General features: G+C 67.7%; 12 protein-coding genes. 9 read left to right on the top strand and 3 right to left on the bottom strand.

Translation table 11 applies throughout. The features are described from left to right. The first annotated feature begins 115 nt into the window (after positions 1-115). Entirely contained in the window at positions 116-2,857 is a 2,742-nt protein-coding gene (locus AC56KL_RS13465) for a GAF domain-containing protein (RefSeq protein WP_497180670.1), read from the top strand. Positions 2,858-2,910: 53 nt separating this feature from the next. After that, positions 2,911-3,600, top strand: a complete 690-nt coding sequence (locus tag AC56KL_RS13460; protein WP_497180669.1) for a fumarylacetoacetate hydrolase family protein — start codon at positions 2,911-2,913, stop codon at positions 3,598-3,600. Positions 3,601-3,707: 107 nt separating this feature from the next. On the opposite strand, the gene AC56KL_RS13455 is transcribed toward AC56KL_RS13460, so the two are convergent. Further along, complete coding sequence (locus AC56KL_RS13455; protein ID WP_497180668.1) at positions 3,708-4,496, bottom strand: hypothetical protein; 789 nt, start codon at positions 4,494-4,496, stop codon at positions 3,708-3,710. Positions 4,497-4,626: 130 nt separating this feature from the next. On the opposite strand from AC56KL_RS13455, the gene AC56KL_RS13450 reads away from it, so the two are divergent. Beyond that, positions 4,627-5,484: a hypothetical protein gene (locus tag AC56KL_RS13450; RefSeq protein WP_497180667.1), complete on the top strand. Its 858-nt coding sequence runs from the start codon at positions 4,627-4,629 to the stop codon at positions 5,482-5,484. 188 nt (positions 5,485-5,672) lie between these two features. Here the strand turns inward: AC56KL_RS13450 and AC56KL_RS13445 are convergent, their stop codons facing one another. Next, complete coding sequence (locus AC56KL_RS13445) at positions 5,673-6,710, bottom strand: asparaginase (RefSeq protein ID WP_497180666.1); 1,038 nt, start codon at positions 6,708-6,710, stop codon at positions 5,673-5,675. A 364-nt stretch (positions 6,711-7,074) separates the two neighbouring features. Between AC56KL_RS13445 and AC56KL_RS13440 the strand changes: the two genes are divergently transcribed. Next, positions 7,075-7,482: a hypothetical protein gene (locus AC56KL_RS13440; protein WP_497180665.1), complete on the top strand. Its 408-nt coding sequence runs from the start codon at positions 7,075-7,077 to the stop codon at positions 7,480-7,482. On the opposite strand, the gene AC56KL_RS13435 is transcribed toward AC56KL_RS13440, so the two are convergent. After that, positions 7,468-8,349: a pirin family protein gene (locus AC56KL_RS13435; RefSeq protein WP_497180664.1), complete on the bottom strand. Its 882-nt coding sequence runs from the start codon at positions 8,347-8,349 to the stop codon at positions 7,468-7,470. The two genes, AC56KL_RS13440 and AC56KL_RS13435, sit on opposite strands and share 15 nt — an antisense overlap. A gap of 125 nt (positions 8,350-8,474) precedes the next feature. Between AC56KL_RS13435 and AC56KL_RS13430 the strand changes: the two genes are divergently transcribed. The 5 genes from AC56KL_RS13430 to AC56KL_RS13410 all read left to right on the top strand — a co-directional run bounded on the left by AC56KL_RS13430 (position 8,475) and on the right by AC56KL_RS13410 (position 14,727). Next, entirely contained in the window at positions 8,475-10,022 is a 1,548-nt protein-coding gene (locus AC56KL_RS13430; protein WP_497180663.1) for a dipeptidase, read from the top strand. A gap of 472 nt (positions 10,023-10,494) precedes the next feature. Then, entirely contained in the window at positions 10,495-11,601 is a 1,107-nt protein-coding gene (galT, locus tag AC56KL_RS13425) for a galactose-1-phosphate uridylyltransferase (protein WP_497180662.1), read from the top strand. Then, positions 11,598-11,819: a hypothetical protein gene (locus tag AC56KL_RS13420; RefSeq protein WP_497180661.1), complete on the top strand. Its 222-nt coding sequence runs from the start codon at positions 11,598-11,600 to the stop codon at positions 11,817-11,819. Before galT ends, AC56KL_RS13420 begins: the two co-directional genes overlap by 4 nt. Further along, positions 11,816-12,904, top strand: a complete 1,089-nt coding sequence (gene galK / locus AC56KL_RS13415; protein ID WP_497180660.1) for a galactokinase — start codon at positions 11,816-11,818, stop codon at positions 12,902-12,904. The genes AC56KL_RS13420 and galK overlap by 4 nt, the downstream gene beginning before the upstream one ends. Beyond that, a complete protein-coding gene (locus AC56KL_RS13410; protein WP_497180659.1) occupies positions 12,901-14,727 on the top strand; it encodes a glycoside hydrolase family 2 protein in 1,827 nt (608 codons plus the stop codon). The genes galK and AC56KL_RS13410 overlap by 4 nt, the downstream gene beginning before the upstream one ends. Positions 14,728-14,788: the final 61 nt, after the last annotated feature.

Below are 14,788 nucleotides of genomic sequence, written 5' to 3'. Positions count from 1 at the left end.
GCGATGCTCGATATAATCCCCCGGATATAAAAAGTTAGCGGCGAGACAACAAATTACGGCGACAGGCCTCCCTTGCCTGCGACCGGCGCCGCGCAAACCCACTGGGGCGATCCTGATGAGTAACGAAAGCAGTCTCTCCCTGCTGCCGGAAGGCGGCGCGGCGCTGCCCGGACAGGCCAATGCAGGTCCGTGGTCCGTTTTTCCCTCGATAACGTCCGACAACTGGCCGGCAGGCATGCAGGCCATTGCCGACCTGATCGTGGCCACCCGCTTTCCGATGGCGATCGCATGGGGACCCGAGCTGCGCCTGTTCTACAACGACGCCTATGCCGAGCTGCTTGGCGACAAGCATCCGGCTGCGATGGGCCAGCCCTATCCCTCGGTGCGCCCCGAGCTCTGGCCGCGGCTGCAGGCGCAGGTCGCCGAGGCGCTGGCGGGGCAGCCGGTGCATCTCGAGAATGCGCTCGCGGACTTCTACCGCAACGGCAAGCTGGAGCGCCGCTATTTCTCGGTGTCGATCACCCCGGTGCGTCACGATGGCGCGATCATGGGCGTCTACTTCGTGCTGTCCGACAGCACCTCGCGCGTGCTGGCCGAGCACCGCCACGCCTTCCACCTGAAGCTCAGCGACACGCTGCGCGGCCTGGTCGACGCCGTCCACGTGATGGAAGCGGCAAGCACCCTGACCGGCCAGTACCTGGGTGTGGGCCGGGTCGGCTACGGCGAGGTCGATGCAGCTGGGCGCAGCGTGAGCGTGGACCGTGACTGGACCGACGGCAGCATCGCCAGCCTGGCCGGCGAGTCGCGCGAACTCGACAGCTTCGGTCCCGCCATCATCGAACAGCTGCGCGGCGGGCGCACGCTGCGCCTGGACGACATCGCCCTCGACGCGCGCGCGGCGCCCCATGCGGCCGCCTACGCCGGCATCGGCGCCCGTTCGATGGTGATCGTGCCGCTGATCGAGGAGGGCAGGCTGGCTGCCGTCTTCTACCTGCACGAGCAGCGCGCGCGCCACTGGAGCGACCAGGAAGTGGCGCTGGCCGAGGACGTGGCGCGCCATACCCGCGAAGTGTTGCGGCGCGCCCGCGTGGAGGAATCGCTGCGCGACGAAAAGCGCGTGCTCGAGATGCTCAACCGCACCGGCCAGGCGCTGGCCTCGACGCTCGACCTGGAAACCCTGCTGCAGGCGATTACCGACGCCGCCACCGAGCTGGCCGGCGCACGCTTCGGCGCCTTCTTCTACGATGCGCACGGCGCGCATGACGAACCGCTGCAACTGACCACGCTCTCGGGAGGCGCGCGCACGGTGCTGGATGGGCTGGACGGGCCGGGCAAGCCGTGCGCCACCGACATCCCGCGCCCCGTCTTCGACGGCGATCGCCCGCTGCGCAGCGACGACATCGGCTGCGACCCGCGCCATGCGGCGCTCGGGGCCGGGTGCGGCATTCGCGGCCACCTCGACATGCGCAGCTACCTGGCGGTGCCCGTGGTCTCGCGCTCCGGCGAAGTGCTGGGCGGCCTGTGCTTCGGCCATCCGGAACCCGGCGCGTTCACCGAACGCACCGAGCGCATCATCGCCGGCGTGGCGGCGCAGGCGGCCATCGCGATGGACAACGCGCGCCTGTATGAGGTGGCGCAGAAGTCCGCGCTGGAGCGCGACGCGCTGTTGCAGAGCGAGCGCGCGGCCCGCGTGCAGGCCGAGCGCCTGAGCCATACCAAGGACGAATTCCTGGCCATGCTGGCCCACGAGCTGCGCAACCCGCTGGCGCCGATCAGCAGCTCCGCCAGCCTGCTGTCGATGCAGTTCAAGGACGAGCCGCGCATCCGCCAGACCAGCACCATCATCAGCCGCCAGGTGCGCCACATGAGCCGCCTGATCGACGACCTGCTCGACGTCTCGCGCGTCACGCGCGGCCTCGTCAAGCTCAAGCTCGGCGTGGTCGACTTCCGCGACATCGTCTCGGGGGCGCTCGACCAGGCCCGCCCGCTCATCGCCGAGAAAGGGCACGAGGTGGCGCTGGCGCTGCCGCAGCAAGCGGTGACCGTGCGCGGCGACACCACCCGGCTGGTGCAGAGCGTGGCGAATATCCTCAACAACGCGGCCAAGTACACGCCCAAGGGTGGGCGCATCGCGCTGGCCCTGGACAGCGTGGAGGGGCGCATGCGGCTGACGGTGAGCGACAACGGCTCGGGCATGCCGGCCGAGCTGCTGCCGAACGTGTTCGACCTGTTCACCCAAGGGGCGCGCACGCTGGCGCGCTCGCAGGGTGGGCTGGGACTGGGGCTGACCCTGGTCAAGCGCCTGGTCGAGCTGCACCAGGGCGAAGTCAGCGCGCACAGCGAGGGTGTGGGCATGGGCAGCCGCTTCACGCTGTCGCTGCCCTGCGTCGAGGCCATTCCTGACGCCACCGGCGACACTGGCGGGCCGGCCCAGGACGCCCAGGGCATGCGCCTGGCGCGGCCGCTGCGCCTGGTGCTGGTGGACGATAACGCCGATGCGGCCGACAGCCTGTCCACGCTCCTGAACGTGCAGGGCTACCACACGGCGGTCGAATACGATGCGCGCTCGGCGCTGCGGCGTGCGCGGGCCGAGCGGCCGGACGCCATGCTGGTGGATATCGGCCTGCCCGACATCGACGGCTACCACCTCGCCGAGCAGCTGCGCGCGATGCCGGAAACGCGCGACACGGTGCTGGTGGCTATCACCGGCTATGGCCAGGCCAGGGACCGCGAGCGGGCCATCGGCGCCGGCTTCGCGCACCACCTGGTCAAGCCGGTGGACATGATGGCGCTGGTGCGCATCTTGGAGTCGGTGGAGGCCGTGGCGGCGCGCGCGCAGGCAACCAGCATCGCCTGACGCGCGCCGTGCGCCGCGGTTATCATGGGCGTCCCGTCCATGAAAGGATCAAGATGTCCTCCTACGTCTTCAAGGCTCCCGCCGTGCCCTCGCTGGCCGTGGCCGGGAGCGACGAACGCTTCCCGATCCGCCGCGTGTTCTGCGTCGGCCGGAACTATGGCGCGCATGCGCGCGAGATGGGCAGCGACCCGGACCGCGAGCCGCCGTTCTTCTTCACCAAGCCGGCCGACGCCGTGGTGCCGGCCGCCGGCGCCCTGCCGTATCCGCCCGCCACCCGGGACCTGCACCACGAGGTCGAGCTGGTGGTGGCGCTGGGCGCGGGCGGCGCCGACATCGATCCCGCCGGCGCGCTGGACCTGGTATGGGGCTATGGCGTGGGCCTGGACCTGACGCGGCGCGACCTGCAGGCGGTGGCCAAGGACGCCGGCCGGCCTTGGGACATGGCAAAGGGCTTCGACGCTTCGGCCCCATGCAGCCCGCTGGTTCCTGCTGCGACGCTCGGGCATCCCGTTGGCGCGCGCATCTGGCTCGAGGTCAACGGGGCGCTGCGCCAGGAAGGGAAGCTGGACGAGATGATCTGGCCGATTCCCGACGTGATCAGCCACTTGTCGCGCCTCGTCACGCTGGCGCCGGGGGACCTGATCTATACCGGCACGCCGGCCGGGGTGGCGGCCTTGATGCCGGGCGACCGGGTGCGTGGCGGGGCGGATGGGGTGGCGGAGTTCGCGCTGACCATCATGTAGGGTGGTCGGCTTCGCCGACCGCGCGTTCAAACCGTGCAAGATCTGCTCGTGCGTTTTTTCACTCGCTAACGATCACGGCGCGGTCGGCAGAGCCGACCACCCTACAGTTAGCGGCCCGCGATCAGCGCCTCCATCTGCGCCAGCAGGGAGGCCCGCGCCGCATCGATCTGCGCCCCGTTCGTCTTGCCCGACAGCGCCGCGCGCTCCTTGCGCCCCAAGAAATACGCCACCCGCTCCGCATTCGCCCCTGACGGATGCGGCAGTCCGTGCAGCACCTGCCCCGCGCGGACGCGCCCTTCCGCCACCAGCCAGTCGAGCGTCTCGCTGACGCTGCCGCCCATCGGGATGTACAGCGCGTCCGGCAGCTGGGCCGCCTCCCGGGCGAACCAGCGCAGGACCTGGTCGCGCAGGAAGGCATGGCGCAGCGGAGAAGGCGAGCCGCTGTAGTTCTTTCCGTCGACGAAGACCGGGTGGCGCAGGATGGCGCTCACCTGCACCAGGCCGGCGTCCGCGCCGAACAGGCTGGCGCAACTGGCGATGCCGAGCCAGCGCTGCACGCCGATGGCGTCCAGCAGCGCGACGAAGTTGGGCCGGATCGCGCCGCTGAAGGCGCCCGCCAGCCGCGCGGCGCGCAGCACCGCGGCGTCGTCACGGCCGGCCGCCAGCTGGCGCCGGGCTTCGCCCATGGCGTTCTTCCACTGCGCGAAACCCGGCGTGATGCCGGCCACCACGATGCGCGCGCGCGGGTGCACCGATTCGAAGGGAATGTAATGGGTGCTGTAGCGGCCATCGCGGCCGAGCAGGAAGGCCTCGGGGATCTGGGCGGGACCGGCTACCTGCGCCAGGTCGAGGCTGCGGATCGTCTCGCGGTAACGGCTGAAGAGCACTTCCGGCATCGGGTTCCCGGGGTGGTTGAAAGCCCCATGGTAGCGCAGCCGGGCAGGGCCGGGCGGGCGCAAGCCGTGGGCGAAAACTGGTACGCTATCCCCAACGACGAGACGGCTGGACGAAGGGGAGGAAAATGCCATGGCGGCAGTCGCGCTGATCACGGTGCACGGGATGGGAGAAACCCCGCCGACCTACGCCGACGCGCTGATGGCGCGCCTGCGCGGACAGCTCGGGGCGGCGGCCGGGCAGGTGGTAATGCGCTCCGTGTACTACCAGAAGATCCTGCAGGACAACCAGAACGCCGTCTGGGACGCTACCCGCGCGCGCAGCACCGTGCGCTATCCCGACCTGCGCAAGTTCGTGCTGTTCGGCTTCGGCGACGCCGCAGGGCTCGAGAACCGCAAGGAGTTCCCTGGCTCGGTCTATGAGCTGGCCCAGGGCGAGATCGCGCGCACGCTGCTGTCGGCGCACGCCGCGGGTCCCGGCATGCCGGTGGTATTCGCGGCGCAGTCGCTCGGCTGCCAGGTGCTGTCGAGCTACATCTACGACGCGCAAAAGGCCGCGCGGGGCCTGCCGGTGAGCGCCGGCATCTGGCGCAACATCGACGTTTGGGCGGACAGCACGCTGGGCCGCGCGCTGACGGCGAGCGAGAAGACCTTCCTCGGCGCCGGCACCTGCGCCGCGCTGGTGACCACCGGCTGCAACATCCCCGTGTTCGTGGCCGCCCACAAGCACATGCACGTGGTGCCGATCGCCCCGCCGACCAGGCTCTTCAAGTGGATCAACTTCTACGATCCGGACGACGTGCTGGGCTGGCCGCTGCAGCCGCTGCCGGGCGGCTACCGCGAGCTGGTGGAAGACCGCATCGTGAACGCCAGCGGCGGGGTCGCCAGCCTGCTGCTGCGCAGCTGGAACCCGCTGGCCCACAACAGCTACTGGGACGACGCCACCGTGGTCGAGGCCATTGCCGCGCTATTGCGCCGCCTGGTGGCCTGAACCCAGCCAGTCGCGATGACGTAGGGGTGGTCCAGTCCAGTGGACTGGACTACGCTTCGCCGACCGCGCGTTCAATCAGTCGATGAGCAGATGCGCTGTATCTATTCACGCGAAATTTGAACGCGCGGTCGGCATAGCCGACCACCCTACCACTGCAAGCTTTCGCGCGAGACAGTCGATAGGCAAGCTCAGGCGACCGGCGCCAGCGTGAACACAGTTCGGATGTCGCCCGCCGGCGTGCCGCGCGCGTTGCGGATGAGGGGCTGCCGATAGGCCTCGAGCTGGACGCGGCGCGCATCGTCCAGCAGGCCGAGCTGGTCGAGCACGCCGTACACCGCCGGATGCAGGGCGCGGCTGCTGCCGTCGGCAATCTTGATCGCGATCCCGAGGCCGGCCGAGCGGATGCCGATGGCCTGCACCGCGTCGGCGCCGATCTTGGCCACCCAGTCGCCGCCGCCCGCCCGCATCCACGCCAGGTCGGTGCGTGCGCTGCCCGACACCATGTCCGGCCGCGCCGTCATGGCATCGAACAGCATGCCCATGGCGCCGCCCAGCTGCGGGTCGGCGCTGCCCTGGGCCAGCCGTGCATACAGGTGGGCCAGGGTCGACAGCGGCATGGCGTAGTTCGGCGCCGAGCAGCCGTCGATGCCGGTCGCCATGCGCGCGGCCGGTATTCCCGTTACCTCGGCCAGCGTGGCGCGGATGGCCTGCTGCAGCGGGTGGGCGGGCTCGACGTAGCCGCGGGTGGGCGCACCATGCAGGCGGCACCAGGCCAGGAAGCCGCTGTGCTTGCCGGAGCAGTTGTGGTGCAGCGGCGTCCAGCTGCGGTCCGAAGGAAGGGGCTGGCCGGTAAATTCGTAGAACAGCGGCGCGGCGCAGCCGCATTCCAGGTGGCCGGGGTCGAGGCCGATCCTGGCAAGGATCGCGCCCACGCCTTCCAGGTGCATGTCCTCGCCCGAATGGCTGGCGCACAGCAGCGCCAGCTCGTCGCGCGTCAGGCTGAAATGCGCCGGTCCGTCGGACAGCACGAAGGGCAATGCCTGGAAGGGCTTGAGCGCCGAGCGCGTGAAGGTGGGGTAGTTCGGGTCGCCGGCCGCATACAGCAGGCGTCCGTGCACGTCGACGACGGCGATCGCACCCAGGTGCACGTTCTCGACGACATTGCCGCCGCTGTCATCGGATGCGGGATAGCCACGCGTGGTGGCGACGAGGGGAATGGCTTGCATGGCTGCTCGCGGCGTGAGGAAGACAGCACTACTGTAAGGCATCGGGCGGCGTGGAGACGCACGCTCGGGAGCGCCAGGTTCCACGGGCGGGCAAGGGCATTTCGAGACATCTGTACGACGTGCAGATGTCGACCCCGCGCGCAAATACATACCTCCCGGCCGGGGGTGGTTTTTTGCATTTCAGGGTGTCGTTTCGTCGTTTCGGCGCTTTCGCATTGAGCCTGCGCGGCATCTCGCTACACTTCTCTCATCGCCAGACAAACCCTGATAAACGCTGGCGAATTTGACCAACTGGACCGCGCGGCACGAGCAGTTTCGCCGCACAGGTCCGACCTCACATTCGACCTGAAAGGAAGTACCGATCATGCGCACCAAACTCCTGCTTGCCGCCGCCACCTTCTTCACCCTGACCGCCGCTGCCACCGCCACTGCGGCGCCGCAAGACGCGGATACCAAACACGTCAAGGTCGTCGGCGCCCAGCCGAAGCAGACCATGATGGCGCCGATGATGTTCGACAACGTGCAGGGCCGCTACGACCTCGAAGACGGCCGCCAGCTGACCGTCACCGGCAAGGTCGACGGCGCCAAGCGCACGCTGTACGCCGACATGGGCGACGGCCCGACCGAGATCGTCCACGTCGGCAACAACCGCTTCGTGGCCATGAACAAGGACATGCGCTTCGCCTTCGACCACCAGACCAGCCGCAAGCTGCCGGACACGGTGCGCATCAGCAGCCTGGCCGGCCGCCAGATCGCCCTAGCCCAGCGCTGATCCGAAGCGCCCGGCCCGGTAGTCGTCGATGGCCTGGGCGATTTCCTCGCGCGTCGTCATCACGAAGGGGCCATGCGACACCACCGGTTCACGGATCGGGTCCGCATGGCCGAACACCACCACGCAATCCTGGCTGGACCCGGCCTGGCGGGCGCAGAGCTCGACCGTGTCGCCGGTCTCGTCCAGTTCCACCAGGTGCATCGGCCTCACCATCTCGGCGTGCTGCCCCACTTGCACCTCGCCGCGCGCGACGTAGAGAAATACGCTGCGTCCGGCCAGTCCCTCGAACACGATGCTGCCCCCGGGCCGCATCTGCAGCGTGCTCATGAACACGCCGGTGAGCGAACGCACCGGGCCCGTCCTGCCTTCCCACTCCCCCGCAACCAGGTTGAGCACCACCTTGCCGCCGTCTATCGGCAGGGCAGGGATGTCGGCGCGTTGCAGCCCCGTATAGGCCGGCTGGCTCATCTTCAGGCGCGAGGGCAGGTTCACCCATAGCTGCAGGATCTCGATCGGGCCGCCGCGCTCGAGGAATTCGCGCGGCGACACTTCCGCATGCACAATGCCGCTCCCGGCCGTCATCCATTGCACGCCGCCGGCATGGATCACGCTTTCGTGTCCGGCATTGTCGCGGTGCGCCAGCATGCCCTCGAGGATGAAGGTGACGGTCTCGAAGCCGCGGTGCGGATGCGGGCCGAAGGGCAGGCCGCGGTTGTGCGGCGGGTAGGTCTGCGGGCCGTGGTGGTTGAGGAACAGGAAGGGATCGATCTGGTCGACGAGGCGGCCGGGCAAGGGGCGCTGCGTGACCAGGTCGCCGATGTCGTCCCGCATCGCGGGGTGCAGGCGGTGGACGGATCTGGCGGTCATGGCGGGGACTCCTGCTGGTTCTGTAGGCCTTCACGATAACCCGATGGCCGCCGGCCGGGCGCACAGGCCTGTGCTAGACTCATTGCGATTTTGCAACCTGCGCTTTACACCTGGAGACGGCACCCATGATCCGACAAACCCTGCTCGCCAGCCTGCTGCTGGCATCCTTCGCGCTGCCGGCCGGCGCGGCCAACAAGCCGCCGAGTGAGGTCGCGGTGAAGACCGCCAAGCATGCGGCGAGCACCTATCGCAAGGACGTCGTCGATACGCTGGCCCGGCTGGTGAGCTACAACACGGTGGCCGACAAGGCGGTCCCCTCGGACAGGAACCCGGTCCACATCGCCTTCAAGGAAGCGCTCAAGGCCGAAGCACAGCGCCTGGGCCTGGATTATGCGGACCATGGCTGGACCGTGATCATCGGCCTGGGCCAAGGCAGCGAGCGGGTTGGCGTCATCACCCATGGCGACGTGCAGCCGGTCGATCCGGGCAAGTGGAAGAAGTCGCCCTTCGTGCTGGACCGCACCAGCGAGCCGGGCAAGCTGCTGGCGCGCGGCGCCGAAGACGACAAGGGCCCGATCGCCACCGCGCTGTATGCGATGAAGGCGATCCGCGACAAGGGGATCCCGCTGTCGAAGCGCATCGAACTCTACGTGTACATGGGCGAGGAGTCCGACTGGCAGCCGCTGGTGGAGTTCCTCAAGACCCACCAGCCGCCCCAGGTCAACATCACGCTCGACGCCGAATATCCGGCAGTGACGGCCGAGAAAGGCTACGGCACGGTCGCCGTGACGGTGCCGAAGGCGGGCGCGGTGGCGCCGCCGGCAGACCAGGCTTATGTGGCGGAATTCGGCGGCGGTTTCTTCGGCAGCCAGATCCCGGAAGACGCGAGCGCGCTCATCGCCAACGCTACCCCTGACATCGAGAAGGCGATCCGCGCCCGCGGCGCGAAGCAGGAAGGCATGCAGTACAGCTTCAGCTGGCAGGAAGCCGGCCCGGGCGGCAGCCCGGCCCGTAGCCTGCACATCAAGGCCAAGGGCGTGTCGGCCCACTCGTCCAAGCCGGAAGACGGCGTCAACGCGGTGAGCATGCTGGCCGACGCGCTGGCCGTGCGTCCCTGGGCCAATACGGTGGCCGGCGGCGTGGTGAACTTCCTCAACGAGATGGTCGGCACCGGCATCTACGGCGAGAAGTTCGGCAGCATTGCCTACCGCGACAGCTTCATGGGCCCGATGACCTTTTCCCCCACCGTGATCAAGCAGCGCGAGGGTGACAATGGCGGCATCGAAGTCTCGATCAACATGCGCCGCCCGCAGGGCAAGACGAGCGAACAGCTCACGAATGAAGTCAATGCCGCGCTGGCGCAGTGGCAAAGCCGCCAGCTGCCGCTGGCGAACGTGACCGTGCGCATCGGCGACCCCTGGGTACAGAAGAACGCGCCGCACCTGCCGACCTTGATGTCCGTGTTCTCGTACTTTACCGGCATGAAGGACCCGAAGCCGGTGGCGGTGGGCGGCGGTACGAATTCGCGCCTGTTCCCGGGTGCGGTCAGCTTCGGCCCCGCCATGCCGGGCAAGGTCTACACCGGCCACTCGGAGCACGAGTTCATCACCGAGAAGCAGCTGATGCTGAACCTGCAGATGTACACGGCGGTGCTGGTCGAACTGGCGAAGTAGGCTCGACCACTGCCGCTGCAGCCCCGGCGCCGTCCGGGGTTTTTTTTCGCCTTGCCGGAGGCTGCGCTCATCATCGCAAGCATGGTGGGTTCGTAGGTTTATGGCTCGCCCAAAAGTGTAAATTTATCTAATCGTACTGTAGGAGCGTACTTACAGGAATATGGTGCCCATCTGGGCCAGATCCGGCTTTCCCTTGGAAGGACAGGGCAGCCTGCGGGACAGGCTTTTCCCCTGTGCGATGGTTGCGTTGATACCCGGAAAATACCTCGGTGCTAGAGGGAAAATGTGGCGAAAACAGCATGATAGGATCGTTTCTATCGATTGCAGCGACACCGGTTTTTCCGGTGCCGGCGCGCGCTTGTTGCCGACGCGTATGGCCGACGCTTATTGCCAACGCTTATTGCCAACGCTTATTGCCAACGCTTATTGCGAACACTCGCGCCCAGGCTTGCTCGACATTTTTTTGGATGCCATGCAAAGCAAAGACCTCAAGAAACCGGACGGACGCAACATCACGCTCTACAGCAACCGACCGATCCCGGAAGGGATCGTTGCGCCCAGCCCTTTCCTTGATCCCCAGCATGCCAATCCGCACCTGCGCTGGCACCCGCTGCGCGGCGAATGGGTCACCTATGCCGCCTTCCGGCAGAACCGCACTTACCAGCCGCCACCCCAGTACAACCCACTGGCCCCGATGGCCGACCCGGAGCACCCGACCGAAATGCCGGCCGGCCACTACGAGATCGCCGTGTTCGACAACCGCTTCCCTTCGCTGGCGCTGGAATCGCACGACCCGCCCGCGGTGACGGTGCCGAGCGCGCCCGCCAACGGGCATTGCGAAGTGGTGGTGTTCACCCAGGATGCGCACGCGGCGCTGGCCTCGCTGCCGCTGTCGCGCATCGAACTGCTGCTGTCGGTCTGGGGCGACCGCACCACGCGCATCGGCAGCCGTCCGCACATCCACTATGTGCTGCCGTTCGAGAACCGCGGCGCCGAAGTGGGCGTAACCCTGCACCATCCGCATGGCCAGATCTATTCCTATCCCTTCGTCCCGGCGGTGCCGGCGCGCATGCTGGCGCAGGAACGCGAATACTTCCTGCAGCACGGCGCCAGCTTGCTGTGCGACATGGCGCGCGACGAAGCCGCAGACGGCAAGCGCGTGCTGTACCACGACGAGCACGCGATCGCCTTCGTGCCGGCCTGTGCCCGCTATCCCTACGAGGTGTGGGTGATGCCGACCGCGCCCTGCAAGGACTTCGCGGCCCTGGCCCCGGGGCAGCGCGCCGGCCTGGCGCGCGCGCTCAAGACCGTGCTGCTCAAGTTCGAGACCCTGTGGAACCGTCCGTTCCCCTACCTGATGGCGTGGTACCAGGCGCCGACCGACGGCATGGAGCACCCGGAAACCCAGCTGCACGCGCAGTTCTATCCGCCGTACCGCACCAAGGATCGCCTGAAGTACCTGGCCGGTACGGAACTGGCGGCCGGCATGTTCGCGATGGACGTGCTGCCCGAAACCACGGCCTACGAACTGCAGCAGGTGGAAGTCAGCCTGGACGAACTGGCGGAGGCAGGCGCATGACGGCGCGCGCGATCGTCGCCGGCCCGGGCACCGCCACCCAGCCGGAAAAAGGCATGGCATCTGCGTTCAACCCGAGTTTCGCGGGCGTCAAGATCGGAGACACTTTCCTGCTCGGCCCGGAAGGGCTCGAGAATCTCACGTTCGACCCCGGCTGGCCGGCGGCGGACGTACATGGCCGCAAGCGGCCCCTTTGGCTGGAGGCGCAAGCATCATCATGATGAATACCGACACTTTCTTTGGCGGCGCGCCAGAAGTGAACGCGTCGGCGCCCGGACGCGTGAACCTGCTCGGCGAGCACACCGACTACAACGACGGCTTCATGTTGCCGGTGGCAACCCCGCAGCGCACGCTGGTGGCGATGAGCCGCAGCGGCGACGACCATTTCCACTTCTACTCGCCAACCTTCGACAACACCGTCACCTTCGCCTACGACGGCAGTGCGCCACAGGGCTACGGCAGCTACATCGAGGGCTGCATCCGGCTGGTGCAGGCCGAGGGCGTGGAGGTGCCGCCGCTGCGCATCTACGTCACGACCGACCTGCCGGTCGGCGCGGGACTGTCGTCCTCGGCCGCGCTCGAGGTGGCGACCCTGCGTGCGTTGCGGGCCTTGCTCGGCTTCGAGCTCGACGACGTGAAACTGGCCCGTATCGCCCAGCGCGCCGAGATCGACTATGCCCACGTGAACTGCGGGATCATGGACCAGATGGCGTCCAGCCTTGCCGACGAGACCAGCATGCTGTTCATCGATGCGCGCACGCTGGAGCACCGGCTGGTCAAGATGCCGTCCGATACCGAGCTGATCGTGATCGACTCGGGCGTGGCGCGCAAGCTCGCGGCCAGCAAGTACAACGAGCGCCGCGCCGAGTGCGAGGAAGCCTCGCGCAAGCTGGGCGTGCAGGCGCTGCGCGACGTGCTCGATCCATCCTCGGTGGAAAGCCTGCCGTCGCCGATGCGCGAACGGGCCCGCCATGTGGTGATGGAAAACCTGCGCGTGCTGGAAGCGGCAAAAGGCGTCAGCGCCGAGCGCTTCGGCGAGCTGATGAACGATTCGCACTTCAGCCTGCGCGACGACTACGAAGTTTCGATCCCCGAGCTCGACGAGCTGTGCGTGCAGCTGCGCGCCGCGCCCGGCGTGCTCGGGGCACGCCTGACCGGCGCCGGCTTTGGCGGCGCCTGCGTGGCGCTGTGCCGGGCAGGGCAGGCCAGGCAAGCGGCCGCCACCGCGCTGGCGGCCTATAACAAGCATGGACGACAGGGCCGGATCCTGGTTCCGGTTCCAACTGAACAGAAAGGACAACAATGAATCAGTTCGAATATCCTCGTCCCCAACTGGTGCGCGACAACTGGATCAACCTGAACGGCAAGTGGCGCTTCTGCTTCGACGACGAGCTGACCTACCATCTGCCGGACCGCGGTCCCGAGTGGACCCATGAAATCAATGTACCCTTCGCCGTCGAGACGGAGCTGAGCGGCATCGAGGACACGGGTTTTCACCGGGCCGTCTGGTACGAGCGCGAATTCGAGCTCGCCCCCAACGACAAGCGCACCATCCTGCACTTCGGCGCTGTCGACTACAGCGCCAGGGTGTGGGTCAACGGCCGGCTGGTGGCCGAGCACGAAGGCGGCCACACGCCGTTCTCGGCCGACATCACGGGCGTGATGCGCCCCGACGGCAGGCAGGTCGTCACGGTCTTCGTCGAGGACGATCCGGCTGACCTCGCCAAGCCGCGCGGCAAGCAGGACTGGCTGCTGGAGCCGCACTCGATCTGGTATCCGCGCACCACCGGCATCTGGCAGACCGTGTGGGTGGAGCAGGTGGAAGACACCTACATCGCCTCGCTGCGCTGGACCCCGATCTTCGAAACCTACGAGATCGGCTGCGAAGTGTTCGCGACCGGCCATACCCAGCAGGAGCTGTTCGTCGAGGTCAAGATCTGGCACGGCGAGCATCTGCTGGCGGACGACTACTACAAGCTGCTGGCGGGCGAAGCGAACCGCAAGATCGCGCTGTCCGACCCCGGCATCGACGACTCGCGCAACGAGATCCTGTGGAGCCCGGAGCGCCCGACCCTGCTCGACGCCGAAGTCACCCTGCGTTGCGGCGACCGCGTGCTCGACCGCATCCGCTCGTACACGGCGCTGCGCTCGGTCTCGATCAACCGCGACCGCTTCATGCTCAACGGCCGTCCATACCAGCTGCGCCTGGTGCTGGACCAGGGCTACTGGCCGGAGTCCTTCATGACGGCGCCGTCGGACGAGCACCTCAAGCGCGACGTCGAACTGGTCAAGCTGATGGGCTTCAACGGCGTGCGCAAGCACCAGAAGATCGAAGACCCGCGCTTCCTGTACTGGGCCGACCGGCTCGGCCTGCTGGTGTGGGAAGAGATGCCCTCGGCCTACCGCTTCAGCTCGCGTGCGATCACGCGCATGGTGCGCGAATGGACCGAGGCGATCCAGCGCGACTACAGCCACCCCTGCATCATCGTCTGGGTCGCGTTCAACGAATCCTGGGGCGTGCCGAACCTGACGCTGACCCAGGCCCATCGCAATGCCGTGGAGGCGCTGTACCACCTGACGCGCACGCTCGACTCGACGCGGCCCGTGATCGGCAACGACGGATGGGAAGCCTCGGCTACCGACATCCTCGGCATCCACGACTACGACTGCGACCCCGAGAAGCTGCAGGCGCGCTACGCGGTCACCGACCCGGTGCGCACCCTGTTCGACCAGCGGCGTCCGGGCGGCCGCATCCTGACCCTGGACGGCTTCCCGCACCGCGGCCAGCCGATCGTGCTCACCGAGTTCGGCGGCATCGCCTACGATCCGAAGCAGGATCCGGATGCGGACAAGACCACCTGGGGTTATTCGCGGGCCCACTCGGCCGAGAGCTACCTGTCGCTGTACCGCGACCTGTTGCGGGTGGTGAACGAAACCTTCATGTTCAGCGGTTTCTGCTACACGCAGTTCACCGACACCTTCCAGGAAGCGAACGGCCTGCTCAACGCGGACCGCACGCCGAAGCTGCCGCTGGAGGTCATCAGCGCCGCCACGCGCAACGTGGCCATGCTAAGGAAGCAGGTCGAGGCGGAAGGGGATGGCATTCCGGGCGGAACCGGCATGCCCTAAGGGATCGCGACGCCATCGCGACGACGCGCACCGGATGAAGGTGCGCGTTTTTTTTGCCCTG

It is taken from the genome of Telluria sp. ZB4P34 (assembly GCF_059686055.1).
This window is presented reverse-complemented; position numbering and strand designations above follow the sequence as displayed.

What these genes read in the sequence shown, in the direction of transcription:
- AC56KL_RS13465 (WP_497180670.1), top strand. Translation starts at nt 116, where the DNA reads ATGAGTAACGAAAGCAGTCTCTCCCTGCTGCCGGAAGGCGGCGCGGCG.
- AC56KL_RS13460 (WP_497180669.1), top strand. Translation starts at nt 2,911, where the DNA reads ATGTCCTCCTACGTCTTCAAGGCTCCCGCCGTGCCCTCGCTGGCCGTG.
- AC56KL_RS13455 (WP_497180668.1), bottom strand. Translation starts at nt 4,496, where the DNA reads ATGCCGGAAGTGCTCTTCAGCCGTTACCGCGAGACGATCCGCAGCCTC.
- AC56KL_RS13450 (WP_497180667.1), top strand. Translation starts at nt 4,627, where the DNA reads ATGGCGGCAGTCGCGCTGATCACGGTGCACGGGATGGGAGAAACCCCG.
- AC56KL_RS13445 (WP_497180666.1), bottom strand. Translation starts at nt 6,710, where the DNA reads ATGCAAGCCATTCCCCTCGTCGCCACCACGCGTGGCTATCCCGCATCC.
- AC56KL_RS13440 (WP_497180665.1), top strand. Translation starts at nt 7,075, where the DNA reads ATGCGCACCAAACTCCTGCTTGCCGCCGCCACCTTCTTCACCCTGACC.
- AC56KL_RS13435 (WP_497180664.1), bottom strand. Translation starts at nt 8,349, where the DNA reads ATGACCGCCAGATCCGTCCACCGCCTGCACCCCGCGATGCGGGACGAC.
- AC56KL_RS13430 (WP_497180663.1), top strand. Translation starts at nt 8,475, where the DNA reads ATGATCCGACAAACCCTGCTCGCCAGCCTGCTGCTGGCATCCTTCGCG.
- galT (WP_497180662.1), top strand. Translation starts at nt 10,495, where the DNA reads ATGCAAAGCAAAGACCTCAAGAAACCGGACGGACGCAACATCACGCTC.
- AC56KL_RS13420 (WP_497180661.1), top strand. Translation starts at nt 11,598, where the DNA reads ATGACGGCGCGCGCGATCGTCGCCGGCCCGGGCACCGCCACCCAGCCG.
- galK (WP_497180660.1), top strand. Translation starts at nt 11,816, where the DNA reads ATGATGAATACCGACACTTTCTTTGGCGGCGCGCCAGAAGTGAACGCG.
- AC56KL_RS13410 (WP_497180659.1), top strand. Translation starts at nt 12,901, where the DNA reads ATGAATCAGTTCGAATATCCTCGTCCCCAACTGGTGCGCGACAACTGG.